A 25,349-nucleotide genomic window follows, 5' to 3' on the forward strand; every position below is an offset into this window, starting at 1 on the left:
AGCCTCGCGGTGAAAGTTGTCATGATCGGGACCGGGTATGTCGGGCTGGTAACAGGAACCTGTTTCGCAGAAAGCGGTAACGATGTCACCTGCGTCGATATCAACGCCAAGAAAGTCGCTGACCTCAAAAACGGCATCATCCCGATCTACGAGCCCGGCTTGACCGAACTGGTCATCCGGAATTCCAAAGCCGGTCGCCTCAAATTCACGACCGACGTCTCGGAATGCGTTCCCTCCGCTCACGTTGTCTTCCTCGCCGTCGGTACGCCACAAGATGACGATGGCTCTGCCGACCTGACCGGCATCTGGAAAGCCTCCGACGCCATCGCCCCTCACCTGGGCAAAGACGCCATCGTCGTCGTCAAATCAACCGTCCCCGTCGGCACCAACCGCGGCGTCAAAAACCGCCTCAAGGAAGCCCTCGGCAGAGACGTTCACGTCTGCTCCAACCCGGAGTTCCTCAAAGAGGGTTGCGCGATTGACGACTTCACCAAGCCAGACCGCGTCGTCGTCGGAGTCGAAAGTGACTTCGTCTCCGAAACCATGGAAGAGCTCTACAAGCCATTCCTCCGCACTGAAAAACCATTCCTCTCGATGAGCCTCGAATCATCCGAGATGACCAAATACGTCGCCAACTGCATGCTCGCCACCAAGATCAGCTTCATCAACGAAATGGCCAATCTCTGCGAACTCGTCGGAGCAGACATCAACGATGTCCGTCGCGGGATGGGTCACGATCAGCGGATCGGCTTCCAGTTCCTCTTCCCGGGCGTTGGCTACGGCGGATCATGCTTCCCAAAAGACGTTCGCGCCCTGTCATCAGTCGCCCGCCGCAATGGCATGATCACCAAGCTGCTCGACTCTGTCGACGAAGTCAACAACCAGCAGAAGAACGTCCTCGGCAAGAAAGTCACCAATCTCTATGGTGAAAACCTCGCCGGCAAAAAGATCGCGATCTGGGGCCTGGCATTCAAACCACGCACCGACGATATCCGCGAAGCTCCTTCTCTGGTTCTGATCAACAAACTGCTCAAAGCCGGTGCCATGATCTCCGTTCATGATCCCGTCGCGATGGACAACGTCAAAGAAATCATCGGCGACAAGGTCAGATACTGCCACCACCACTACGACACCCTCGAAGGCGCCGACGCTCTCGCCATCGTCACCGAGTGGGCCGAATACCGCAACCCGGACTTCGACTACCTCAAACACAAAATGGCCGCCCCAGTTATCTTCGACGGCCGAAACCTGTATAATCCCAAAAAGATGAAAGACCTCGGCTTCACCTACTCCGGCATCGGCCTAGAGTTCAAGTCTTAGGCGAGCGGGGGGTGTCAACCCCCTGTGTCTTCATCTGCGAAATCATCAGCCCCCGGCCACCCCGGGGGTTTCTCCTTTTCAACCCTTGAACACAGTCCCTCACAAAAAGCACGCCTCCCTCTGTGAGCCTCCGTGCCCCCTGTGAACTCTGTAGTAAAATCTCCTTCACGGATGACCCCATGACCCCCGAACTCAAATCCCAGTTCAACGACCTCACCGACCGCATCCTCCATCTCCGAGACTGTCTTTGACTACGACGTCAAAGCAACCCGCTTAGCCGAGATCAACGACCTGATGGCCCAGCCCAACTTCTGGGATAATCAGGACAAAGCTCAAAAAATGCTGACCGAGATGAAGCGTCTCCGCGCCGCCTGCGAACCACTCGCCGGCCTGCTCAAGGCGATCGATGACGTCAAGGTCCTCGAAGAATTCGAAACCGAGGATCCCGAGACCGATTACACCGCCGACGCCCAGGTCATCATCGAGAACACCGTCAAACTGCTCGAAGAAGTCGAACTCCAGGCCATGCTCGGCAAACCGGAAGACGCCTTCAATGCCTACCTGACGGTTCAAGCTGGCGAAGGGGGAACCGACGCCGCCGACTTCGCCGACATGCTCCTTCGCATGTACATCCGCTGGGCCGAAATGAAAGGCTACTCCGTCAGCCTCTTCGAACGGACCGAAGCCGAAGAAGCCGGTATCCGTCATGCCACCATCCTCATCAAAGGGGAAAACGCCTTCGGCTGGCTCAAAGGCGAATCCGGCAACCACCGCTTAGTCCGCATGAGCCCGTTCAACTCGTCCGGCAAGCGCCAGACCTCATTCGCCGCCATCGATGTCACTCCCGAAATCGACGACACCGTCAACATCGAGATCGACTGGGACGGCAAGGACATCGCCGAAGACACCATGCGTGCCGGCGGAGCAGGGGGCCAGCACATTAACAAAACCGAGTCCGCCGTCCGCGTCACTCACATCCCCACCGGCATCGCCGTCCGCTGCGAATCAGAACGCAGCCAGCACCAGAACCGCGAAACCGCCCGCAAAATGCTCATCGCGAAACTCTACCAGCTCGAGATGGAAAAGCGGGAAAACGAGATCTCCGCCAAACGAGGCGAGAAATCCAAAATCGGCTTCGGCGGCATCACCATCCGCAACTACGTCCTCCAACCCGAACAGTTCGTCAAGGACACAAGAAGCGAACTCAAAACCGCCAACCCCCTGACCGTCCTGGAAGGCTACGTCGACCCCTTCATGGAAGCCTACCTGAGATGGTCCATCGGCCAAGGAACTGCGGGGAATCCAGAAGATAACTAAGCGGCTTGAGGCGAGCGGGGGGTGTCAACCCCCTGTCCCTTGTGCGACTAATTCCAATCACGCCATGAGTACGCCAACGCAATAGGCGAACTCTCTTATGTTCTACTATTGCTAGCTTCTTTCGCCCGACTCACCCCCGGCGAAACCTGAATCTCAAACTCTTCTTTCAACTTCGGCAGCCACGGAAAATTTCCTCGTACTCGCAGCATCCAGCGGATCTGATTCGCTGACGCCGTCAACGTGTGCATGCTATCGGCAGGAATACGCAACTCGACCGATCCGCTTTGAATGAATTCCCGATCCGTCGTCTCAAGTAACGGCTCGAGATGAAAGACACTAGCTGCTTCCACCCGGTCTGTACCCGCGGAGTACCAGGCGACCTCTTCGCCAACCAGCTCAAGCGAAAGTGAATCCAGCCGTCCGAATCCCGAATTTGTTTGCCATCTCAAGATCGAAGTTGATCCCAACGGCAACACAGAACGACTCAATACGAACCTGGGATGAACGACAAAGATTCGAACAAAGCCGCGAATCATCCACCCGCTTGAATAGACAAAAGCAACAATAAAAACCAGTAACCAGATTCCAGCAATGACATCCGCTTTACGAACGATGGCCATCAAGACTGGCAAACCGCCAACGATAAGGATGGTTGCAAAAAACTTCACGAAGAGAACGTGGTGGATAAATCTCTGAAATCGGGAAGGTCGCTCTAAAAGTCGCAACTCGCGTTCAGCGAGAATCGCATCGTAGACAGGGAACACGTCAGGCTTGATCGGTGCCTTGACCTTCCACGCGCGGTCAGCAATAAACGTCACCCCAAAGACAATCCCCGCAACCGGGAGAATCAAAAGCATATGATGCCACTCAGGATCTGGCATATTCGGCCAGACAGTTCTGCAAATTTGAATCCCCACAAAGTAAACAAAAAAAGCCTGAGAGGAGTGATCCCACAATCAGCAAGAACAACTGACCGACTCGCTCCCACCATGCCTTCGTGATCGCTTCTCTTTCAAACTTGATACTTTTGCTCTTCTTCACTTTGATGCTCGTACTCCACCACTGTTTCTATTGCCAACGGAATACTACCCGGCATGGATGAATCTTATTTGAATTCTTTTAGATGCAGGTGTCCGTCTATGTTTCTGGCACTTCACTCCCCGCATCATCCCCCGGAAAACCATCCCAGCACCATTTCGGATTCTCAAAACCCGGATTCGCTTTCAAAGCAGTATGAACCTGACACGCCAACTCATAAACATCTCGATGTAGCGCAGAAGTCTTTCCGCCAAGCAACCGGCCAATGAGTCCCGGCTTCCAACGCGGTGCTATCTGCAATAGCCAACCATCCCCCAACGGCACCAGTACGACACTCAACTTAGCCCCTTCCTTTTCAACATGAAAAAACCATCCGCCATCCCGCCAAACATCCATTTCTAACGTCTTCGTGCAATCGTCGGTAATCTTTGCTCTCAACGACTGCATCAAGTTTTCGCCCGGGATTTCGCTGGAATCCACATCCCGTCTTTCGCTAGCATCAAACCTCAGATTCAGCGACGTTGGCATTCACATCCTCTTCAGAAAGTTTCCGATGCGCTCATTCGTGTTACTGGCGATCCTCTTCACAATGGGATGCCCCGCTCAACCACCCCAACCACAGCAGGATACTGCAACTCCGGCAGCCACAACAACCACCCCCGCATCGCTAGCACCCAACGCCACTCCCCCCGTAAACCTCAAACCCGCCACCCTCATCCTCACCGACGAACAAATCGCCGCAGGCTATCTCCAGCTCTTCGACGGCGAATCACTCTTCGGTTGGCATTCCACGAACGACAAAGTCCCCTGGAAAACCGACGCGAAAACCGGCGTTCTCTCGGCTGATGGTGAGGAAATCGGCCTCCTCCTCACCGACGTCCGCTTCCAGAACTACGAACTCGAAGCCGACGTCAAATGTGCCCCCGGCTCCAACACCGGCCTCTTCGTCCACTGCAAAGCAGACCCTCAAAAGCCCGACGCCGACTTCTACGAAATCAACATCGCCGACACTCACCCCGAAGGCTTCACCACCGGCGCCATCGTCACCAAAGCCAAGTCCGAGAAAACCTACCCCCTCGGCGACTGGATACATTTCAAAATCATCGTCCAGGGAAGTCACATCCAGGTCTTCATCAACGGCGAACAAGCCCTTGACTTCAACGATACCTCCGATACCAAACTCACCAACGGTTACATCGCTCTCCAAAAACGCTTCGGCGACGTCGCGTTCAAGAACATCATCCTCAAGCCACTCATTATGACATCGCTCTTCGATGGCAAAACGCTCGACGGCTGGAAAGAAGTCCCCGGCAACAAAGCCTCATTCAAACTCTCCGAACACCAAACTCTCTTCGCTCAAGGCGGGCTCGGCTTCCTCGAATCCACCGGCACCTACAAAGACTTCCTCCTCCAACTCGACGCCCAGACTCTCGAACCCAACGTCAACACCGGCCTCTTCTTCCGTGCCCTCGAAGGGACCGAAAAAGCCCCCTCCCATGGCTACGAGATGCAGATCGACCACAGCCTCAAAGACAGCAACCCGATGACTCCCGCCAACGCGGGCACCGGAGCCATCTTCCGTCGCAACGTCGCCCGGCGCGTTGTTTCGAAAGACAACGAATGGGCACACATCACCCTCGTCGCCGATGGCCTGACCTTCATGTCCTGGGTCAACGGTTACCCCGTCAGCAACTGGACCGACACCCGCTCCCCCAGTGACAACCCTCGCGAAGGCTCCAAGAAAGAAGCCGGCCACCTCAGCCTACAAGGCCACGACCCCGGCACCAAAGCCGAGTTCAGAAACATCCGCATCCAGCCGTACGAGTAGTTTCCCGGGGTGGCCCAGCCGTTCACGGCTGGGTGAGCAAAGCTCACAAGAAGCGTCACCATACGCGTCCAACAAAACTCACCGCTTCAACTCGAATTCATACCGCATGACGCTGGCATCGTGTCGCGATACGACCCAGCCATAAAACGGCTGGGCCACCCACCTCGGCACTCACTCGCGCGTCACACCCAGCTTCCACCCCGCCGCTTCCGCGTAATTCGCCAACTGCGGCAACGGCAGGCGTACTCCCCTCACCACATCGACTTCCGCATCAATCCGCGACATCACTTCTTCCACTCCCACCAACCAGCAGACCGGATAATACCCCCGCGTCCTCAACGCCGATGCCAACCAGACACTCCCCACCGCGACCACTCTCGCCAACGGCCATTCCCGACAAATCCGCTCTACATCGCTGGAAGTCAGTTCATCCGGATGATTGAGCAAAAGCACGATGAGATCAACTTTGGTTTCATTCCGCTGACAGTAGTCACTTGCATCCCCCAGATCCGGATGCAGATAGACTCTCAGGTCGCTCCGCTGCATCAGCTTGACGGCAAAGTCCCGCAGCTCGATCATCCGCGTCACGCCGACAACCAGCGTCTCGACAGCAGCAGCCACGCTCCCAGGATTGATGCGCAAGTGAGACGGAATGTTCATAACTCCCCGACAACTAACGGGAGGGCGAACCTCCGTGTGAGCCGCTGCTTTGCGTTGCGAAACTCCCGCCATGTGAATGGCGATGAAGGCTGCGCACGGAAATCTTCCCCAATGTCATTTAGTCTACGTGAGGTTGCAACGCGGGACAGCGGCTCGGACGGAGCCTCGCCCTCCCATTTGATCAGCCGCAAGCATGGCACGATGACGAACAATGTGACACTGAAGACACAGGGCGTTAACACCCCCCGCTCGCCTTACTTCACCGTCCACGTATCGCCCGAGTTGAACAGCTCTTCCAGATCGCCTGTCCCCTGCGCTTCGATGCGGGAATTCATCTGGAAGTTGACCGCCTCATCATATGTCGGCTTCTCAACGCAGCGATAAATCCCCATCGGCTCCGGGCTGTGTGGATATCGCATGGAGGCAAGCATCGCGGCATAACCAGGGTCGGGTGACTTCTCATCGTGGAACAGCAGATCGTCTTCCGGGACGCTGTTGATATCGACAACTTCCGGGCAGTTCTGCGAGTTGCGACGAATCCCCTTATCGAGCTTCTCGCCGAACTTCAGAGGCTTGCCATGTTCGAGGTAAATACAGTTCTTGTTCTTCTCGTCCTTCTTCTGAGCGAACTCGAAGACGCCGGTGTTGAAGACGTTGCAGTCCTGATAGATCTCCACCAGGGCAGTTCCCTTGTGAGCCGCAGCCCGCTCGAGCACCATCTGCAGGTGGTTGATATCGACATCGACCGACTTGGCAGCAAATGTCACACCTGCCCCGAGTGCCACCGATAGCGGCGTCAGCGGTGCATCCACCGACCCAAAGGGCGTACTCTTTGTCTTCTTCCCTTGGGGAGACGTGGGCGAGTATTGTCCCTTGGTCAGACCATAGATCTGGTTGTTGAACAGAATGATCTTCAGATCGACGTTGCGACGAATCGCGTGCATGAAGTGATTGCCGCCGATGGAGAGAGCATCCCCGTCCCCGGTGATGACCCAGACCTGCAGTTCAGGATTGGCAATCTTCAAGCCCGTTGCAACCGCAGGTGCACGACCGTGAATGGTGTGGAACCCATAGGTCGACATGTAATAAGGAAACCGGCTCGAACAGCCAATCCCCGAAACGAAGACGATCTTCTCTTTGGGGATCCCGACGTTCGGCAGGACCTTCCGCATTTGAGCAAGGATCGAATAATCCCCGCATCGCGGGCACCAGCGGACTTCCTGGTCACTGGCAAAATCCTTGGCAGTCAGTTGTGGCAACGCTGTCGTCGACATGATATCGAAACCTCGGGTGGGATTTTTGGCTGGATGTATGGTGTTAATCGGCCCGTGTCCTGTCCCTTCTCCCTTGGGGGGAGCGGCTTTAAGTCCCTTCTCCCTTGAGGGGAGAAGGTGCCCGAAGGGCGGATGAGGGTGGGGCATAGGCACTGAAAGACGTTTATTTGCTATTCGACTTCAGGAATGTTCAATCTCCAAACCGCGTCCTTACAGACAACGGTTCCAAAACTAGAACATCTTATGAATCGCTTCCGAAACTTCACTGACAAGGAACGGCTTCCCCTTCACCTTGTTGAGCCCCTGGGCATCAACCAGATAAGTGGCCCGGATCAGCATCTTCAACTGGCCCAGGTTCAACTCGGGAACCAGAACCTTCTTGAACCGCTTGATGATATCGCCAAGATTCTTCGGGAAAGGATTCAGGTAACGAATGTGGGCATGTCCAACGGACAGACCCTGCTTAACCGCATGGTCGCAGGCCGTCTTAACGGACCCATACGTTCCGCCCCAACTGAGAACCAGCAGATCCCCTTCCTGCATCCCTTCGACGGGCTGTTCAGGAATGTAATCCGCGATCCCGGCGATCTTGTTGGCTCGCATACTTACCATATGCGCGTGGTTGTTTGGAGAATAGTCGAGGTTTCCGGTCACATCCGCTTTTTCAATCCCGCCGATGCGGTGCTCCAGACCGGGAGTCCCCGGAACAGCCCAGGGACGAACTCGCTTCTCATTCCGCAGATACGGCATGTAACCGTTCTCGGTATTCGGTTGTGTGGGGTGAGAAACGGGAATGGGCTTTATGTCAGAAACATTGGGAACACTCCAAGGCTCTGCACCGTTGGCAATGTATCCATCCGACAGGAAGAAGACGGGCGTCATGAATTCGATGGCAATGCGCATCGATTCGATCGCCATCGCGAAACAGTCCGCAGGCCCCGATGGAGCAACAATCGGCATCGGGCACTCACCATTGCGTCCGAACATCGACATCAGCAGGTCAGCCTGTTCCGTCTTCGTAGGCAGACCCGTACTCGGACCACCCCGTTGAACGTTAATACAAACCAGCGGCAGCTCCGTCATGACCGCCAGCCCCAGACCTTCGCCCTTGAGCGCGATCCCGGGACCAGAACTCGCCGTGATCGCCATATCACCCGCGTAAGCAGCTCCAATGACCGACGTGATCGCCGCGATCTCGTCCTCTGCCTGGAACGTTCGGACACCGTAGTTCTTGAGGATCGACAGTTCGTGCAGAATGTCGCTGGCAGGCGTAATCGGGTAACCACTGTAAAACAGCTTCTTGCCAGACAGCTTCGCCGCCGTGACGAACCCCATCGCCGTAGCTTCGTTGCCCGTGATCTTGCGATACTTACCTGGAGACAGCTTGGCCGGATTGACTTTGTAGTGAACTGTGAAGGATTCAGTCGAGAACCCATAGTTGTAACCAGCTCGTAGAGCACGCAGGTTCGATTCGCAGATCTCCGGCTTCTTGCCGAACTTCTCTCGAACCCAGTCTTCGGTTGAACTCATATCCCGCTCATACAGCCAGTAAACCAGCCCCAGCGCGAAAAAGTTCTTACAGCGATCCGCTTCCTTCATCGTCAGACCCAGCCCAGCGACCGAATCGCGCGTCAGGCGTGTCATCGGCACCTTGTGCAGGCGGTACGGTGCCATGATGTTCGGGTCTTCCAGAGGGTTGTCCTTGTAGAAGGCCTTCTGGAGGTTGGCTTTGTCGAACTCATCTTCGTTGACGATCAGTGTACCGCCACGCTTGAGATCGGTGACGTTCGTTTTCAACGCGGCAGGATTCATCGCGACGAGCGTATCGAGCTCATCACCTGGCGTGAAAACTTCGCGGTTTGAAAAGCAGATCTGATAACCAGAAACCCCGCCGAGCGTTCCAGCAGGGGCACGAATCTCAGCCGGGAAGTCGGGCAGGGTGGAGATATCGTTCCCAAAAACGGCGGACGTATTGGTGAACTGCGTCCCGGCTAACTGCATCCCGTCGCCCGAGTCACCACAAAAGCGAATGACAACCGATTCCAGCGTTTCCAGTGGCTTACCGTCAGCCAGGGGGGCGTCGACAACGTCCGTTGCCATAGAAAAGTCTTCCGTTCAAACTCGTAAAATGTTAGATCCAGCGACACGTTTTCGTGGGAACGATTGGCTGGCATATCAATTGACCCGCAAACACGAGCTGCGGTTCAACGACTTAGCTGGCTAAATTTGTGGCCGGACGAGCATTCTTTAGACGTCACAACCACGTGGTCGGCTCGGTTTTTCCATCGATACCGTGACCATAGCGTTAACTATCGGCATTTTTGCAGAGACGGTATAAAATAGAAAGTCCTCATAAAACGAATCATCCATAATTTCCTCGGAAACCGCCCAGCTTCTCTGATCAAATCTATCCATACCAACAATAAATGGCTGGCCACCAAACACAACCTTCTAACTGACAACAGGTTGTATCGAAATCTGCTGAAGAAAAATCTACGCAACCTGTGATACTGGATCAACGACTGTGATTTCACTGCCGAACTTCGTGAAGTCGGACACATTAAACGTCAACATGTGAGTGATGTTGTGTGTCTTCATCGCGGCGACAAGACGGGCGTCGTGAGCAGGTTTTCCACAAATGCGATGGGTAAAAACCAGACGTTCCCAATGGTCATAAATCACGGAAGTGTCTGGCACGAATTCCGCAATCGCCCGTATCTTCGCGAAGTATTTGTGCATCTCATCGGGTGGAACTTCCATTCCATTAACGCTGAGAGGGCGTGTGGCCACAACATAAAATTCGTAAAGACATTGAGGAACGATCACGAGCTGAAAACCCGTCGCCTTCAATTTCTCAATGGCTCTCATGGCAATTTCATGCTGTGAAGACAGTGGTGACGCAAGTCGAAGTAGAATATTGCTGTCAAGCAGGCACTGGTTCACTCGTAAATGCTTCCTCGATCAATCAAGACGTCCGTAGCAGGGCCTTTGTATAAAGAGGCCAACTCCCGCAACGCCTGCTTCCATTCGCTTTCAGATTCCGCAGGTTGATCAGCATCCTCTGATTCAACAGATTGGCCAGGCAAAAGCCTCGCTGCAACGGAACTATCCCTGTTGACAAGAATGATCTCATCACCAGGCACCATCCCGGCAACGATTTCAGTTAGTCTGGTTTGAGCGTCAGTGATCGGAATTCGGGTAATCATTTTTTGCCGTCAAGAAAACAGGGAATTTGACAATGGATTGTACCTGCGAACACGGTTTGAATTCTATTCGAAATTTTTAACCCCGTTCAGAGACGACTCTCCGCCAACTCTGTTTCCCTCCGCGTGCCCTGCGTTCCAACCTCTTCCACCAACTCACCTTGCCGAAAACACGCAGGATTGCAATAACTGCACTCCACAGTTACTCCGCATTGAGGCGTTTTTACTGTCAGGATGACATACGCTTGTCGGACGGGCCCCAGTCTTACGATCTTCCAGCGCGCCTAGTCGAGCTTAATCTCTGCTCTGCGCAAGACTTGCGCCTGTGCAGACGCAAAATCAAATCGCTGCAGCGTAACCTCCCGATCTTCGAATCGACCTGGCTCGACGCCCTCTTCGCCATCGGCCGACTGACTCACTTCCAGGTCCAGTCCATCGAAGAGTCCGGCCCCGACTCACTCGCCATCGGCCCCTACCGCCTCATCGAACGGACTCGTCGCGAACCTTATGCTGATTTTTTAACGGCTCGCTCCGTCGAACGAACAGAACTGGCAACGTTGATCCGTCTCCCGATTCCACCCACCGAACATCAAAGCTTTTTTGACCGCTTCGCCCCGTATCTCCAGCTTGCCAAGTCACGCCAGTCATCCAAACAAACAACCTTCACGATTCCCTCATCCGCACACGCCTTCGGCGATGACATCTTCATCACCGAGCCCTACCACGCCGGAATGACGCTCGCGGATCTTCTCGTCCGCAAAGGCCGCTTCCCCGTTCGCTTCGTCGAGCAGATTGCGCTCGCTGTACTTCAGTCCCTCGACCAGCTTCACGCCGTCGGACTGCCTCATGGCGACCTGCGACCAAAAAACATTCTCCTCACCCGCAGCGGCCGTATCCTCCTGCGTCACCCCGGCCTGACACTCTCCCGTTTTCCGATCGTCAACTTCCACGATCCACTCCCTCACGACTATTTCGACGCCCTTCCTCCCGAACTCTTCCTCGGCCAGGACACCTACCGTCCCGCGAGCGACCTGTTCGCTCTCGGCAGCCTTTGCTGGCGACTCCTCTGCGGACGCCCTGCGCTCCTCGCTGCTGACCCGCTGATGAAGCTGAACCGCCTCACCCGCACCGGCCTTCCCGACATCCGCGACTTCAATCCGGATGTCACTCCTACCCTCGCAAAATTCATCGATCTCACGACTGCGATCAATCCTCATGATCGAGTCAGCACGACTCCCGAAGCCATCGCGCTTCTGCAACGTGCTAGACCGCGCTGGAACACCTCCGCAGCGGCCCGTTTCGTCGCCTCGATCCCCGCAACCCTCGCCCCCAAAGCAACCCTGCGACGCCCCCCCATCGTCCTCGGCTACCGTCACGGCCTCGCCGCCGCGACGCTTCTCGTCAGCGCCGGCCTCATCGCTTCCAATCAAACCAACACCCCGCTGATCCCCCTCAAGCTGACCGACTGGATCTCCCAACAAGCCTATCAACTCACCGAATCAAAGCCACTTAATCAACTGACGTCACCCGACACCGCTCCCGAACAAACCACCGAAGAGGCGAATAAACTCGCCGACCTCCCCAAACCAGACGCCAGCAACGTCATCGCTCTCACTCCTGGGCAAACCTACGCCGCGACGACCATCAAGTCTGACCGCACCCTGACGATCGAATGCACCAGCGAGACCGAACCGGCCATCCTCATCCTCCAGAAGAACCAGGCCTGGCAGGTCACTTCGGCGGAGTTGTTCCTCAAAAACATCACCGTTCGCTACGCCGATCCAGATTCAGAGGCCGCCCAGTCAACGGCTGTCCCGAACTCTCTATTGACCATCCAGACACAAAACCTCTCCCTCGACAACGTCACGCTCCTCGGCCCAGACGCCTCCCATCCTGGCATCTGCCACGCCATTGCCTGGCAAATGTCTGACCTCTACGACCAGACCGGCGGCCACTGCAAAGTCACGAACTCTTCTCTCAAGACCCCTGGCTCCGCCGTCCTCGTCCAACACCACTTCGGAAACATCTCCTTCGAAAACACCCTCCATCACGGACGCGGTGCCCTCGTCCAGATGCCCGGCCCCATCCTCCCATCTCGCGGCCTGACCGTAAAACTCGCCCAATCCACCCTGCGAGAAGTCGGCTGCCTCCTGCGACTCGACAACCTCAACCCCCGCGAACTCCAGGGCCTCGTCCAGATCGAACTCCAGAACTCCGTCATCGACATCGCCTCATCGCAAGGCGCGATGTTCCTCCTGACTGGCAACGAGTCGCCTCTCGAACTCCTGAAACTGATCAGCGTCACCGGTCGGGGCTCGATCCTCGCCCCCGAAACCCCACTCGCCATGTGGTTCGACAGCCACAACCGCCAACTCCAACGCCTGGAAGACACTACCCTTCAGATCGACGGCCTGATGACAACGACCTACGCCTTCACCAACCAGGACGCCCAAACAAAATCTGACTCGATACTGACCTCCCTCGACGGCCCAAGAATGGGCTCAACCCTCCCCGGCATCCAATCCGCCGAATCAATGACCGCCTCATCCCCTCAACCGTCCGAAATCATCCCCGCCAACTTCGAGTGGCATGACGAACGGTAACTCCGACAGGCGAGCGGGGGGTGTCAACCTCCTGTCTTCTCAACGAGAGTGAACGACGCGGTAGCCTGCTCAGGAAAAGTGGCAGCACAACACCTCTGGTGTTTACTAAACTCAGTGCTGACGGATGAGGGAACTCTGCGAATTGCTAAAAGCATTCAATCCTCCCGGGTGGCCCAGCCGTTCATGGCTGGGTGAGCAAAGCTCACAAGACACGTCACCATACGCGCTCATTTCCAACTCACTCTTTCTTCCCCCACGATTCCCTTGGGATTCCCCTCACACCCCTGTACCATGACAGGATGCCCCAGCACCTCCTGATCGATGGCTATAACCTCATGCACGCAGCCCTCCCGCTGCTCGGTGCCCGCCTCGGCCTTTCCCTCGAACAAAAACGCAGCCTCTTCCTGACCGCCCTCGCAGGCGAACTCAACGGCAGCACCCGTCAACGCACCACCATCATCTTCGACGCCCAGCAAACCGGCCAGTTCTACGGCACCCGCCAGCAATTCCAGTCCATGACGATCCTCTTTCCCAACGCCGAGACCGACGCGGACAGCGTCATCGAAGAACTCGTCATCACCTCTCACGGCCCCAAATCCCTGCTCATCGTCTCCAGCGACCACCGCATTCAGAAAGCCGCCAGACGCAGAGGCGCCAGTTTCGTCGAAAGTCACCAGTTCGCCGCCAGCATCTTTGAAGACGCAGCCCCCGTCACGATGTCGCCAACCACCACGAAACCCGCTGAAAAACGCCCCTCAAAAATCCCCCAGCTCAAAAACGAAGAATTCCAGGACAACCTCCAGTCCGACCTCGACCAGGCCCTCTCCTCCCTGATCTCAAACAAGCCTCCCGAAACCCTCGTAGACTCCACCCCCAAGCCAGCAATAACCCCAACGTCCTCCATCGATCTCGACGATTCCACTAAAATCGACGTCACCGACGAGGAACTGAACTTCTGGCTCGAACATCTCGATGACCAGAAGGACTAGCCATCCCCCGATCACCACGTTTTTCTCGTCAACATCCAGAGTGGGGCTTGTTGGTCTGCACGCAATGCCATTAGACTGAACGCATATTATCAACGCGTCCTTCTCATTTGAGGGCTCGTATTCTGTACCTTCTCCCTTGAGGGGAAGCAAGGAGTTCGCTCTCGCCAATCAGGCGAGAGTGAACGACGCGGTAGTCTTCTCAGGAATGGTGCCCGAAGGGCGGATGAGGGTGAGCGATAGGCAACAGCCGATTTCCAATTCCTCAACATCTATCAGGCAACCATCTTTTCTTTTTCCTTAATCAAGTACGCACGAAGCGACACCTGCAGGATCAACATGACCAAGTTGTGGCCGTTCCAGACCTCCTTGACCGTGTTTTGCTTACTGAGCCTGGCAATCTCACTGACCGGCTGCGGCAGCGAAACGTACGAGAAACGTCTCGCCAATACCGTCGAGTATTACAAGTACCTCGAACGCGTTCAGAAAGCCCTCGCCCCCGGTGCTTTTGAAGAGCAGAACCTGAGGTTCCAGCCCCCCAAGGGCTTCGAGCTCATTCCAAAGGACAAAAAAGACAAAGACCGCGATACTCGTCTGCCCGAATTTCTCCGCAGCGAAATCCCCGGCGTTGTGGGCGTCTGGAAAATGAATGTCCCCGTCATGATCGGCCAGGAATCGGTCGAGAAGCCAGTCTACATGCTGGCTCTCAGCAATGCAGACCGCTGGACCAAATCACGCACACCGGGCGCTCCTGATCCGTTGAAGTATCACAACGATCTCTTCTATACCCTCCTCGGCGAAGTCGGCATCTCCGATATCACCCGCGCCGACCGTGGTCCGAACCTCGACCTCAACGTCTGGAAAAGCGGCGTGACGTTCCCTGATAGCGCCAAGGACACCAAGTTTGCTCCTCCCAAAACCTACAACACCATCACACTCTTCAACCCGGAAATGCGCTTCGACAACATCCCGATGGAGTTCAATGTCTATCAGTACGGCGCCGGTGATAACCAGGCCGCACTCCTCATCATTTCTCCTCGCAACATCGCAGCCGACAGCTACCGCGAAAACCTGAAAATGGCCCTGCCAACCTTCGACTACACCCGCCCAGCAGCCGCCTCCACTCCCCCAGCCGGCAATAACGCTCCCGGCACGACATCACCAGGCGCCAGCAACACCCCGACCCCACCCCGCGCCCCCGGCGGCGGCTTCTAATCTCACCCCTTCTCCCCTCGGGAGAAGGTGGCAGCGCTTCGCTGACGGATGAGGGACCTCTGCGAATTGCCCAGCGCCCCACATCTCGTCCCTTCTCCCTTGAGGGGAAGCAAGGAGTTCGCTCTCGCCGATCAGGCGAGAGTGAACGACGCGGTAGTCTTCTCAGGAATGGTGCCCGAAGGGCGGATGAGGGTGGGGCATAGGCACTCATTCGCCCTCACTGCCATATCGACTCCAGCCAAAGTGTAGGGTGCTGGTGAGTCTTCGAACCGCACCAAAACCGCTCCCATCGCGCATTACCAGATGGCCCCGTCATTCGTAGCTGAGTGACGAAAGCCCCAACAAACCATTCGCGACCACTTCCTCAATCCTTCTTCTTCAACAAGCTTTGCTTATACGCCCGTTCCAATTCCTGATACTGCGCCGGGGCCGGGATATTCGATGGCCCGAAGCTATCGACTTCCGACTTCCCGAACCCCTGGCTCGACTTCGCAGCAGGACGATTCGTATTCAGATTCAGATTCTTAAGCATCTCCTGATACTGCTTACGACGCGCCATCTCCTCAGGCGTAATGACCTCTTTCTCTTGAGACATCTTCGCCATCCGCTCACGGAACTTCTTCAGATCGGTCTCGGTCCAGCCAAGACGCTTGAGGAATTCCTCATCGACATCTCCACGCTTCAGATCTTCTTCCAACTGCTTGAGAACAAGATCAGCAGCTTTCTTCTTGTCTTCCAGGGATTGCTCTTGCGACGGAGCAGACTTCGATGGTCCTTCACCTGCACCAGCCTCACCTTTCTGAGGCTCGCCGTTTTGGGCTGGTCCATCAGCAGCGCCAGGGGCTCTCTCACCTTTCTTCGCAGGAGCAGCTTGCTTACTGGCAGCGCCACCTCCGCCACTCGGCTGTGACGAACTTGGTGGCTGATCGCTCGCCTCACCCAGCTGCTGGCTCTTTCCACCTTCGCCCGCAGATTTCCCGCCAGATTCTCCCTTCGACTTTCCGCCTTGATCACCCGACTGCTGTTGGCCAGACTTCTGCTGACCTCCCTGTTGCTGGCCACCTGGTTTCTCATCACCCATCTTCTGATCCCCGTCCCCCTGCTTTTCGTCAGGTTTACGTGGCACATCATCCTGCTTTTGATTCTCTCCCGGCTTCTGCTCACCACCGGCCTTCTGCCCCTCCTCATTCATTCCGGACTGGTCACCACCTTTTGCTGCTCCATCTTGAGACTTCTCAGACGGACCATCTCCAGGCTGACCGTCTTTCGACGAACTCTTCGATTTCCCATCCTGCATCTCGCCACCCTTCTGAGACTGATCCGAAGACGAGTCCCCACCCTTCTTCTGCTCAGATCCCGATTGTGAACCATCCGACTTCTGCCGGCCTTTCTGCTGGCTGTCCTGCTTCTCGCTCGACGATGACTTCCCGGACGACTGCTCCGGCTTGTCCTGATCGCCTCCCTTGGCCTGATTTTCAGGCTTGCGATTCGGATCCTTCGGATCCCCCTCGCGCGTTGTCGGCTTGGTTCCTTCTTCACGTTTCACAGTGTTGTCTGACTTCATCGCATCAACGTTCGGATCATCAGCAGGCTTGCCGGTCGCATCCTTATCGGGAGTCGCTTCGTTCTTGCCCATCGGGGCGTTCGGATCCGGGGAAGTCCCTTCCTTCCCCTTGTCATCCTGGCTGGCATTTGAGGACGAATTCCCATCCTGATCAGGCTTCATCTTCTCCGATGGCTGATCACCACCCGTTCCATCCTTGGGTTCATCTCCCTTCGGCTGCTCGTCCGACTTCTCGCCGCCGCTGCCACCTTTTTTCTCCATGCCTTCAGGCGGCTTGTTCCCATCGTTCTTCTCCTGCTCACCAGACGCGCCCTCGTCCTTCGACTTCTCGTCCGTAGGCTTCTCGCCTTCTTTCTGCTCACCCTTCTGGCTGGACTTCATCTCCTCGCCAGTCTCACCCTTGTTCTCTTTTGACATCTTGTCAGCATTCTCATCTGCTCCCTTGTCATCGCCCGGCTGACCATCATCAGAGGTCTCGTCGGATGGCTTCCCATCAGTCTTCGGCTTGGACGAATTCTCATCATCCTTCGATGGCTTCTGATCGTCATTCATTGCCTCCGAAGGCTTACCCTGACCGTCATTCTTCTGCTGGTCATTGGCACCTTCCTTCCCGTCAGGCGAAGCTTCGCCTTCGGGCGACTGCGAGTCTGATTTGTTGTTCTTCTGCTGTTTGTCCTGTTTCTCCTGCTCCTTCTTTTGATGTTCCTTCATCAGTTCGTTGAGGACAAGGTCATCGTCGGCCCCTTCTTTATCAAACTGAGGCTGATTCGCTCCCTGGCTTTGGTTTCCCTTCTCACCTTGCTCGGACATCTCTTCCCGGCCCGGCTGAGGCTGATTTTCCCCACCTGATTTCGGCTTGCCGTCTTGATTCTGTTGACCGCTCTGATTCCCGGACTGCTCCTGCTTCGACGGATTCTCATTCGACGTGTTATCGCCATTCTGCGGATTGCTCTTCTCACCTGACTCGCCACCGTCGCCGGTCTTCGAGTCGTTCATCTTGCCATCCTGTTGAGGCTGTCCCTCACCGTTCTCACCCGTCTTCTGGTTGTCCGACTGTCCATCGCCGTCGTTTCCGGATTCCCCTTCGCCGTTCTTACCCTTGGCCTTTTCCCCATTCTCAGGAGACTTCTCACCTTCCTGTGGCTGGTCAGACATCTTCTGCTCCTGGTTCTTCTGCGCACCGTCAGCCGGTTGATCCTGCTGCTCCGCTTGCCCAGGCTGCTGGTTCTCGCCTTTCTGCTGAGCGTCCTGCTGCTCTTTCTCTTCCTGCTTTTTCTGTTGAGCCTTCTGCTCCTCGAGTGCCTTCTCGACCTTGGCCTCATCCTGCGGTGCCTGGATTTTCACGCGGATCTTCTGCGTGTTCGACAGATTACTCGCAGGCTCTTTGTTATCCCTCGCTTCGACCCAGAACGCGATCTCATCCCCATCCAGCAGATGCAACGACTCCAGACGCCAGTCATATTTGACGCGTGTCCCCTGTACCCGTTTCTCAAACAGCGGCTCACCATGAATCCGCTCCCCCGCCTTCTCGACCCGCAACGTCAAAGAATGCAGCAGGAAGTCCGGATCCTGCGCTTCCACGATCAGCGGAATGATCCCGTTGGCAGGCTGAACCAGATCCCCCGTCGGCGACTTCAGCCGCACCATCGGTGCCTGGTCCGGGCGGATATTCATCCGATAAAGCACCGGCGCAGGGTCACTCGCCCCGTCCTCGGTCTTGCACTCGATGTGATAGAACCGAGGAAACGTCCCGTCCGTACGGATCTTCAGCGGCGGCAGTTCAGCCGACAGCTTCGTTCCGTCGTTGACCGACATCATGACTTCTTCGGCCTTCTGCGTCAGATCTTCCGAATCCGTAAACCGAATCCGCGCGACCTTCACAGGCATCGAGACGCTCGCCGAAATCGCAACTTTTGTCCCTTCGAGAGCATCGATATCCCCCGCTTGAATCGTCGTCGGCTCCAGCCTCGTATACGACGGCGGCTGCAGGAAGACCTGATCCACCTTCGCGACCGGAGTCGCTTTAACCGTCACTCGATAGCTCGTCGACTTCGCGTCACCGGCTTCCACATAGTACGAATGGTTCTGCTGCAACCCGCGTCCATTCTCACCGGCGAGAATCGCCGCATATTTCCCCTTGGCATCCCCATCCACCGGCTTCATCAGAACCGTTTCATCAACATACCGACGATCATCCGTCGTGTACTTGAGCAGAACTTCCTCAGGAATATCTCCCGTAATCAGCGCCGAGATCTCCACCTGCGAACGAGCAGGCACTTCAATGTCTTTGCCCGGCGTGACATTATTAATCTGCGTGCGTGTCGCGGCCTGAATATCCGCTGACGGTGCAACCGCTCTTAAAAGCGTTCCCGCGATCTGCTTGGGAGAGAGCAGGGCATAGAGTGCAAAAATGACGACAATCGCCAGCAGAAAATACAGCGACCGCATCAGGCTCGTATGATCAACCGTCTGATCAATCTGCAGTTTAGAAAGCCCGAGCGCCGCCCGCTTCTCCAACGACTGCTCGATCTCCGGAGCCACCGTCTTCTTGTGTCGACGAATATCGATCAGTGTTAGCAAGATGTTATGCAGATCTGGCTTGGCAGTATCAAGTGTCCTGGCAGCAAACAGACTGTTGATCTGATTGAACGCCGGTCGGGAGACTCGCCACACAAACCACCCCGCCGTCAGCAGCAACACCGAGACCAGCATCAGGACCCGCGCCGTCGCCGAAAAGCCCCCCTCGATCACCCAGTGATCCAGCACGACAAACGTCAGCAGATACGTGAGCAGAATCCCCACGCCCCCCGCAACGGCAGTCATCAGATCCGTCGACCGAATATGCCGACGAGTCCGCTCCAGCTGCAGCGTAATGTAGTCGTGATAGTCAACAAACTGCTGCTGATCGAGACTGCTCATAATGACTCACTCAAACTGTTCACAGCGATACTCATTCACCAGCAGGATGCTGATAAAGCTCCGCACACTGCACTGGTCATGCTTTGAAACCAGAAGAGTTTTGACACAGAGAACACAGAGGCCTCAGAGGGAAGAGTTGGCATTGATTTTAAAGATTAAATCTCTCGCATCTCCCCACTCTGTGATCTCTGTGCCCTCTGTGTCAAAAAACTCTATCGTCCTATTCTACGCCGGAAGTCCTCATCCACACAGTCCTTACCATCGGACGGTGCAGACTTCTCCCTCCAACACAGACGTCTTCAATACTAAGTCAGTTCCATCCGTTTTCGCAGAATCCACTCCGCAGACAAAACTCCGACGAAAATCAACAGCACAGGCCACCCGTCCCACAGGTTGATCCGCTCGGACGCCTCCAAGTCGGCTTTCCACGGTTTCCGCTTGACGAAATTCTTCAAAAAATCCGGAAATTCCTCCGGCGGAATCAACTGCCCATCCGTCAGTTCCGCCGTGATCTCACTCAATTGAGCCAGCAAAGCAGGGTCCGCCGTCGGGTTATCCATCTCCAGGTCACGCTGATCAACAATGAAACGCGAGACCCCCGGCAGCCCCATCGAGGTCCCGCCACGGGAGGCTTCCACCGACAGCCAGTAATCCCCCGCCGTCTGCGTTTCTCCAATCATGCTCCGCGCAAAATCGTTCGAACGCTGTGACGGAACAGTCTTCGTCTCCCCACCTCCCGGCGGGACCAGTGACACTTTGAACGTCGCATCCTGGATCGCCGTCCCATCCGGGCCACGCACTCCATAGGTCGCTTCCACTTCCGATCCCGGCGAAACATTCCGCTGATCCAGACGGACCCAGATCGACTGGTCACTCTCAAACTCTTTATGCGACAACCACAAAATCAACTGACGCCAGAACCGCTGATGCTTCTGAGGCTGCCCCGCCAGATACCAGTAATACGTCTCATCTGTCGCGAGCGCGACACTCCGACTTCGCCCGACATCAGCCGCGATGAATAGCGGATCGCCCGACGACGTCCTCGCCAGCACTTCCACCACATCACTCTTCGGCTTCAACCGGTTAATCCCCGTCAACGGAGGCAACGACGACCACGCCGCGGCATTCTGCTCTGGGGCATCGATCAGCATGACGTAGTGACGCAGGCCCGCATCCGTTGCTTCGATCGTGACTTCACCAACCACCTGCTGCGAGTTGTCAATCCGATCGGGCGGCGTGACCTTGCTCGCATCAAGCGCCACCGGCAGCCAGTCGGCAATCGGCGTGTTGGCATACCCACCAGCAGAGAAGTTGTGATAACCGCCGATCATCAGCAGTCCCGACCCCGCCCGGACTTTCTCCGCCAGCTTCTGCAGCAAAGCATTTCCAAACACAGACGCCGGGACGTCCCCGATGATGTAGACGTCGTAGTTCTCCGTCTCAATCATCGCAGGATTGATCGGAGTCATCAGCTGACCTTTGTTGATCGAAATCAACTGAAAATCGACCTGGATGTTCGACGACGTATTCAAACTGCGAATGAACTTCACCTCATTCCGCAGCACATCGAAATACGCCACTTTCAGCCCGCCACCACGTACCGTCGTGAGCGCCTCGCGCCGGTTGTTCCCTGTCTGAACTTCCCCCTCGACCGGCGTCACCTCGATCCCGATCTTGATCTCTCCGGCCTGCGTCGGCGTGTAGGTAAATTCCAGCGGCACCGTCTGCCCCGAAGGGACATTGGGAATCGTCAGCTCCGTCCGATCAGTCCTCGACATCGGCGGCTGCCTCATTGGCCCACTCTCGCCAATCCGCTTGCCGGTGCGATCTTCCACCAACAGTTTGACCTGATAAGGCTGACTCGTCGCCCCCGAGACTCGCAGCACCGCACGAACAGGAATCGTCTTCTTCTCAAACACGACCGGGTCAATCGACAGCTCATCAATTACCAGGTCCAGCCCGCGATCAATCGACGACGTCGTCCCGAACGGGACGGTATAAAGCGGAATCCCGCGCTTGGCCAGTTCCATCGCCGCTGACCTCGGCGAACGATTCAACGGCGGCAATGATCGCTCCGCCCCGTCGCTCAACATGAAGACGGCTTTCAGCGGCTCGCCACTCGATTGCTCCAACAGCTTCTCCAGACTTCCCCCCAGCGGCGTCTGCATCCCAGGGGCTTCGCTGGTCAGAGGCATCGCAGTGACCGGAGTCAGCTGGTCTCCAAACTCGAACTCTCGAACCGTCAGTTCGTCTTTCAGACGCTTGATCTCTTCTTCAACCCCTGTCCGCACCTTGACCAGATGCTCGCGACGAGTCTGATTCTCCGGCGCATCTTTGGTCGTCATGCTTCGACTGTCGTCATACAAAAAACTGATGACGGTATCGCTGTCATCGCTCGTCGCATATTTCAGCGACGGCCGAAACATCGCCACCAGTAGCACCAGCGTCGATAGCAGCCGCAGCGTGAGCAGCGACCGCTGCTGAGCCTTCGGCAAATGACGCACCCGCGCCGGATACGTGAGCAACACCAATAGCAGAAGCCCAAGCCCCAACAGGCTCGTCGTCATCCACCCCCAAATCGGTGCCCACGAAATGTCCATCAAGTCCCTTATGCTTACAAATTCAAAAGAACTCTTCACCACAGAGGTCACAGAGTTACACAGAGGCACACAGGGAAAACAAAAATCTCTTCTCTGTGCGACTCTGTGTTCCTCCGTGACCTCTGTGGTGAAATTGTCTTCCTCTCACGCCGGCTCACTTCCCCCGACGCGATAAAAGTAATTCGCGATCAAATGCTCTCCCGCAAACACGATGATCATCAACGTCACCAGCAGCGGATAAATCTCTTCCCCCAGGCGCGTCTTCAACATCCGACGCTCGAGTTCCGAAACATCTTTTGCCATCTGATACTGACCTGTCCCCAACATCAGGTCGAGTTCTGCAGTCGTCAGTTTCGTGAGATCAGTTTCGTTCTCGACCAGGTTCACACTGAACCCATCGGTCCCTGAAATTCGATCCGTCTCGGAAAGACTCCGCCCCGGTTGCTGACCAGGGATCAGCAGATACTGCCCGATCGTCGTCGCCCCCTGCAGGTTTCCCGGACGTTCATTGCGATTGGCTGAACCAACGGCTTCGGTGGCTTTTGTCTGAGGACGAATCGTCAACAACGGCCCCTGATACGGCAATTCAATTTTCTGCTGCTTCAAGTCCGGGAGACGCAACTGGTAAGTCTGCTTCGCCTGAGCGGGCACCGTCACATCAACGAACTGGCCGATCTGAAAGTTCCTGCTGGATTCCGATAAACCCGCTGACCTTTGAACGAGAAAATCCGCCAGCGCCAGATACGCCCAGCCACCGCGCGCCAGATCGCTCCAGTTATTTCCCGTTGCTCCGCCACGCAGATCGACCGCCGTCGTCAGCAGGATCGAAAGGCCTCCTTTGACCGACTTCTCCATCATTGCCGGTGAACGGTCATCATTCGCGTATTCGGCAATGATCTGCCCACCGGCTCGCTGCTCCAGTTTCCAGAAGCGTCGAATCGGCAACAACGGCAGCACCTTCGCAACTCCGAGTTGAGTCAGACTCTGCGCCAATGGATGACCGCTACTGGCGATATCGATAAACGCGGGCTGCCCGAACCGGCTATGCACATCCGGCAGAGCAGGCAGGACTTCCTCAGCGGCAGAGCCCCGATAGGCATTGCGGTCAATCTCGGTCGTCCCGAGGACCGTAATCAGCCCGCCCCCATTCTGGACATAGCTATTCAGGGCCTGCCACACCGCTGGGCTCGGTCGATTCACATTGATCAGAAAGACCGTCTTGTAGTCCTCGAGCATCGCTGCATTGAACAGCGACAGCGGCAACACGGTCACGTCATATTTATTGACCGACGCATTCGCGAGGGCCTCAGGAGCAAGCGCCTGCGAAATCTCGAAGCCATCGGCGATTCGATCCACGAGCATCAACACCTTCGTCTTGATATTCGCAGGAATCGAGAAGTAGCGCACGTCATCGGCTGCGAGTGGATCACTCCCCGTCAGCCTTAGTTCCCCCTGCACGAGCCCAGCCTGCCGTGCTTCGACTCGAAACGGCACCTGTGCGGACTGTCCTGCTTCCACCGTCACTGTCTCGAAACTCTGCTTCGTCAATTCACCAAGCGTATTCTTGAGATACAGCTCAACCATCACCTGAGCCGTCGGTTGTGTCGTCGCGATGTCGACCGAGATGATGGAGGACTGCCCGACAATTGCAGGCCTCGTTCCGGTGTCAATCTTACGAATCGCCTGATTGAGCGGCTGATCGACACTCACATCGATCAGGTACAAATTCATCCAGGGACGTGCTTCCAGTTCTGCTTTCAGATTCGCCGCAACGTCCTTGTTCCAGGCCGAGGCGGACAGGTCAGTGAAGAGGTACACATCGCGGATAAATCGATCGGTACTCTCCTCACCACCGCGCTGCCCCTCAGGCCCGATCTTCATGACTTCATCCCGACTTTCATCCTGCAGCTTCATCGCCGCCTTGAGTCGTTGAGACAGATCGATACTGATCGGCGAAGTCTTCAGGAAATTCTCACTGGTCAGCTTTTTGAACGCGGCACTCAGATCATTCTGAAACAAAACAGGGTCCGTCGACGCGCTGTCGGTGATCGCGATCCGGCTGCCAGTGGGCAGGTCTTCGACCAGTTTGGTCGCGATCTGTCGACTCATTCCGACCCGCGTGCGATTCTCAAACAGATAGTCCATACTCACGCTGGTATCAAACACCAGCACCGACGCGACCGGCAATCGCATATTCCCCGGCTGAATTGGTGATTTCATCTCCGCCCAGACGCGAGATCCCCAAGGAATCCCCACCAGCAAAAGCGTCAGAAAAATGAAGCCCGTCAACACCCCCGACCTCAGCCGCATCTCCTGCTTTTCATAAACATTCGACTTCTCCCCTTGAGAGGCGAGTCGTTTGTGCATTCCGTAGTAGATCCCTGCGGCAGCGGCTCCCAAGCCCCCTAGCAGCAGCATCTCCAGCAGCGACAGCCCATAGTCCGCAGAGGGGAGGGAAGGGCGAACCAGCGCCATCACGAGCAACCCGATCACCGCCATCCGCAACAACAGCAGCAACAAATGCTTCAGCTGCATGCGTCGTTGATGTTTTCGCTGCTTGTTGATCAGCAGACGCAGAGCCGGGAAGACGAGTTTCTTGGGCTTCGACTTGAGCAGATAATGGATCAGGACCGGCACGACGATCAGCGTCAGACCATAAAGTAATGCCGGGTTAAGCAGCGACATGGGAATCCGTTGTCAGTCGATGAAGTGTCACAGGTGAAAAGGGAGTCAAGGCATCCATGTTGTATCTCTACCGATTATAGCGCCTCCCGGTTTGGCTGCCTACACTGGACCTGCGATTGTTCGTCAAACGGTCAGTT

The 25,349-nt window shown here is 56.0% G+C and carries 16 protein-coding genes; 6 read left to right on the forward strand and 10 right to left on the reverse strand.

Features of this window, described 5'->3' with window-relative positions; translation table 11 throughout:
- Positions 1–9: 9 nt before the first annotated feature.
- The gene (locus SH248x_RS09510; RefSeq protein ID WP_459558298.1) at positions 10–1,320 is read left to right on the forward strand and encodes a UDP-glucose dehydrogenase family protein; all 1,311 of its coding nucleotides are present in this window, start codon (positions 10–12) and stop codon (positions 1,318–1,320) included.
- A gap of 179 nt (positions 1,321–1,499) precedes the next feature.
- A protein-coding gene (gene prfB, locus SH248x_RS09515; protein ID WP_459558299.1) for a PCRF domain-containing protein occupies positions 1,500–2,637 on the forward strand; the annotation gives its coding sequence in 2 pieces (ribosomal slippage) (positions 1,500–1,568 and positions 1,570–2,637; 1,137 coding nt in all).
- 95 nt (positions 2,638–2,732) lie between these two features.
- Here prfB and SH248x_RS09520 read toward each other — a convergent pair.
- Positions 2,733–3,494, reverse strand: coding sequence for a hypothetical protein (locus SH248x_RS09520; RefSeq protein ID WP_459558300.1), 762 nt, complete (start codon positions 3,492–3,494; stop codon positions 2,733–2,735).
- A gap of 280 nt (positions 3,495–3,774) precedes the next feature.
- Positions 3,775–4,203, reverse strand: a complete 429-nt coding sequence (locus tag SH248x_RS09525; protein WP_459558301.1) for a hypothetical protein — start codon at positions 4,201–4,203, stop codon at positions 3,775–3,777.
- A 25-nt stretch (positions 4,204–4,228) separates the two neighbouring features.
- Between SH248x_RS09525 and SH248x_RS09530 the strand changes: the two genes are divergently transcribed.
- Entirely contained in the window at positions 4,229–5,503 is a 1,275-nt protein-coding gene (locus SH248x_RS09530) for a 3-keto-disaccharide hydrolase (protein ID WP_459558302.1), read from the forward strand.
- 171 nt (positions 5,504–5,674) lie between these two features.
- On the opposite strand, the gene SH248x_RS09535 is transcribed toward SH248x_RS09530, so the two are convergent.
- The 5 genes from SH248x_RS09535 to SH248x_RS09555 all read right to left on the reverse strand — a co-directional run bounded on the left by SH248x_RS09535 (position 5,675) and on the right by SH248x_RS09555 (position 10,643).
- Positions 5,675–6,163, reverse strand: a complete 489-nt coding sequence (locus tag SH248x_RS09535; RefSeq protein WP_459558303.1) for a hypothetical protein — start codon at positions 6,161–6,163, stop codon at positions 5,675–5,677.
- Between the two features lie 254 nt (positions 6,164–6,417).
- A complete protein-coding gene (locus tag SH248x_RS09540) occupies positions 6,418–7,437 on the reverse strand; it encodes a 2-oxoacid:ferredoxin oxidoreductase subunit beta (RefSeq protein ID WP_459558304.1) in 1,020 nt (339 codons plus the stop codon).
- Between the two features lie 231 nt (positions 7,438–7,668).
- Positions 7,669–9,537 carry a 2-oxoacid:acceptor oxidoreductase subunit alpha gene (locus SH248x_RS09545; protein WP_459558305.1) on the reverse strand — a complete coding sequence of 623 codons (1,869 nt, stop codon included), beginning with the start codon at positions 9,535–9,537 and terminating at the stop codon, positions 7,669–7,671.
- 393 nt (positions 9,538–9,930) lie between these two features.
- Complete coding sequence (locus SH248x_RS09550) at positions 9,931–10,305, reverse strand: type II toxin-antitoxin system VapC family toxin (protein WP_459558306.1); 375 nt, start codon at positions 10,303–10,305, stop codon at positions 9,931–9,933.
- A 71-nt stretch (positions 10,306–10,376) separates the two neighbouring features.
- Positions 10,377–10,643 (reverse strand): hypothetical protein, encoded by a 267-nt coding sequence (locus SH248x_RS09555; protein ID WP_459558307.1) that lies wholly within the window; start codon positions 10,641–10,643, stop codon positions 10,377–10,379.
- A 242-nt stretch (positions 10,644–10,885) separates the two neighbouring features.
- On the opposite strand from SH248x_RS09555, the gene SH248x_RS09560 reads away from it, so the two are divergent.
- From SH248x_RS09560 to SH248x_RS09570, 3 genes are all read left to right on the forward strand, one after another.
- On the forward strand, positions 10,886–13,243 hold the full coding sequence (locus SH248x_RS09560) for a serine/threonine protein kinase (protein ID WP_459558308.1): 2,358 nt from the start codon (positions 10,886–10,888) through the stop codon (positions 13,241–13,243).
- Between the two features lie 299 nt (positions 13,244–13,542).
- Positions 13,543–14,232: an NYN domain-containing protein gene (locus SH248x_RS09565; RefSeq protein ID WP_459558309.1), complete on the forward strand. Its 690-nt coding sequence runs from the start codon at positions 13,543–13,545 to the stop codon at positions 14,230–14,232.
- A gap of 336 nt (positions 14,233–14,568) precedes the next feature.
- Complete coding sequence (locus SH248x_RS09570) at positions 14,569–15,444, forward strand: hypothetical protein (RefSeq protein ID WP_459558310.1); 876 nt, start codon at positions 14,569–14,571, stop codon at positions 15,442–15,444.
- Between the two features lie 364 nt (positions 15,445–15,808).
- Here the strand turns inward: SH248x_RS09570 and SH248x_RS09575 are convergent, their stop codons facing one another.
- The 3 genes from SH248x_RS09575 to SH248x_RS09585 form a co-directional block, all read right to left on the reverse strand.
- Entirely contained in the window at positions 15,809–19,927 is a 4,119-nt protein-coding gene (locus SH248x_RS09575; RefSeq protein WP_459558311.1) for a hypothetical protein, read from the reverse strand.
- A gap of 305 nt (positions 19,928–20,232) precedes the next feature.
- Positions 20,233–22,527, reverse strand: a complete 2,295-nt coding sequence (locus tag SH248x_RS09580) for a glutamine amidotransferase (protein ID WP_459558312.1) — start codon at positions 22,525–22,527, stop codon at positions 20,233–20,235.
- Positions 22,528–22,671: 144 nt separating this feature from the next.
- Positions 22,672–25,212: a BatA domain-containing protein gene (locus SH248x_RS09585; RefSeq protein ID WP_459558313.1), complete on the reverse strand. Its 2,541-nt coding sequence runs from the start codon at positions 25,210–25,212 to the stop codon at positions 22,672–22,674.
- Between the last annotated feature and the right edge of the window lie 137 nt (positions 25,213–25,349).

Source organism: Lacunimicrobium album (assembly GCF_052161635.1).
Lineage (GTDB): Bacteria > Planctomycetota > Planctomycetia > Planctomycetales > Planctomycetaceae > SXPC01.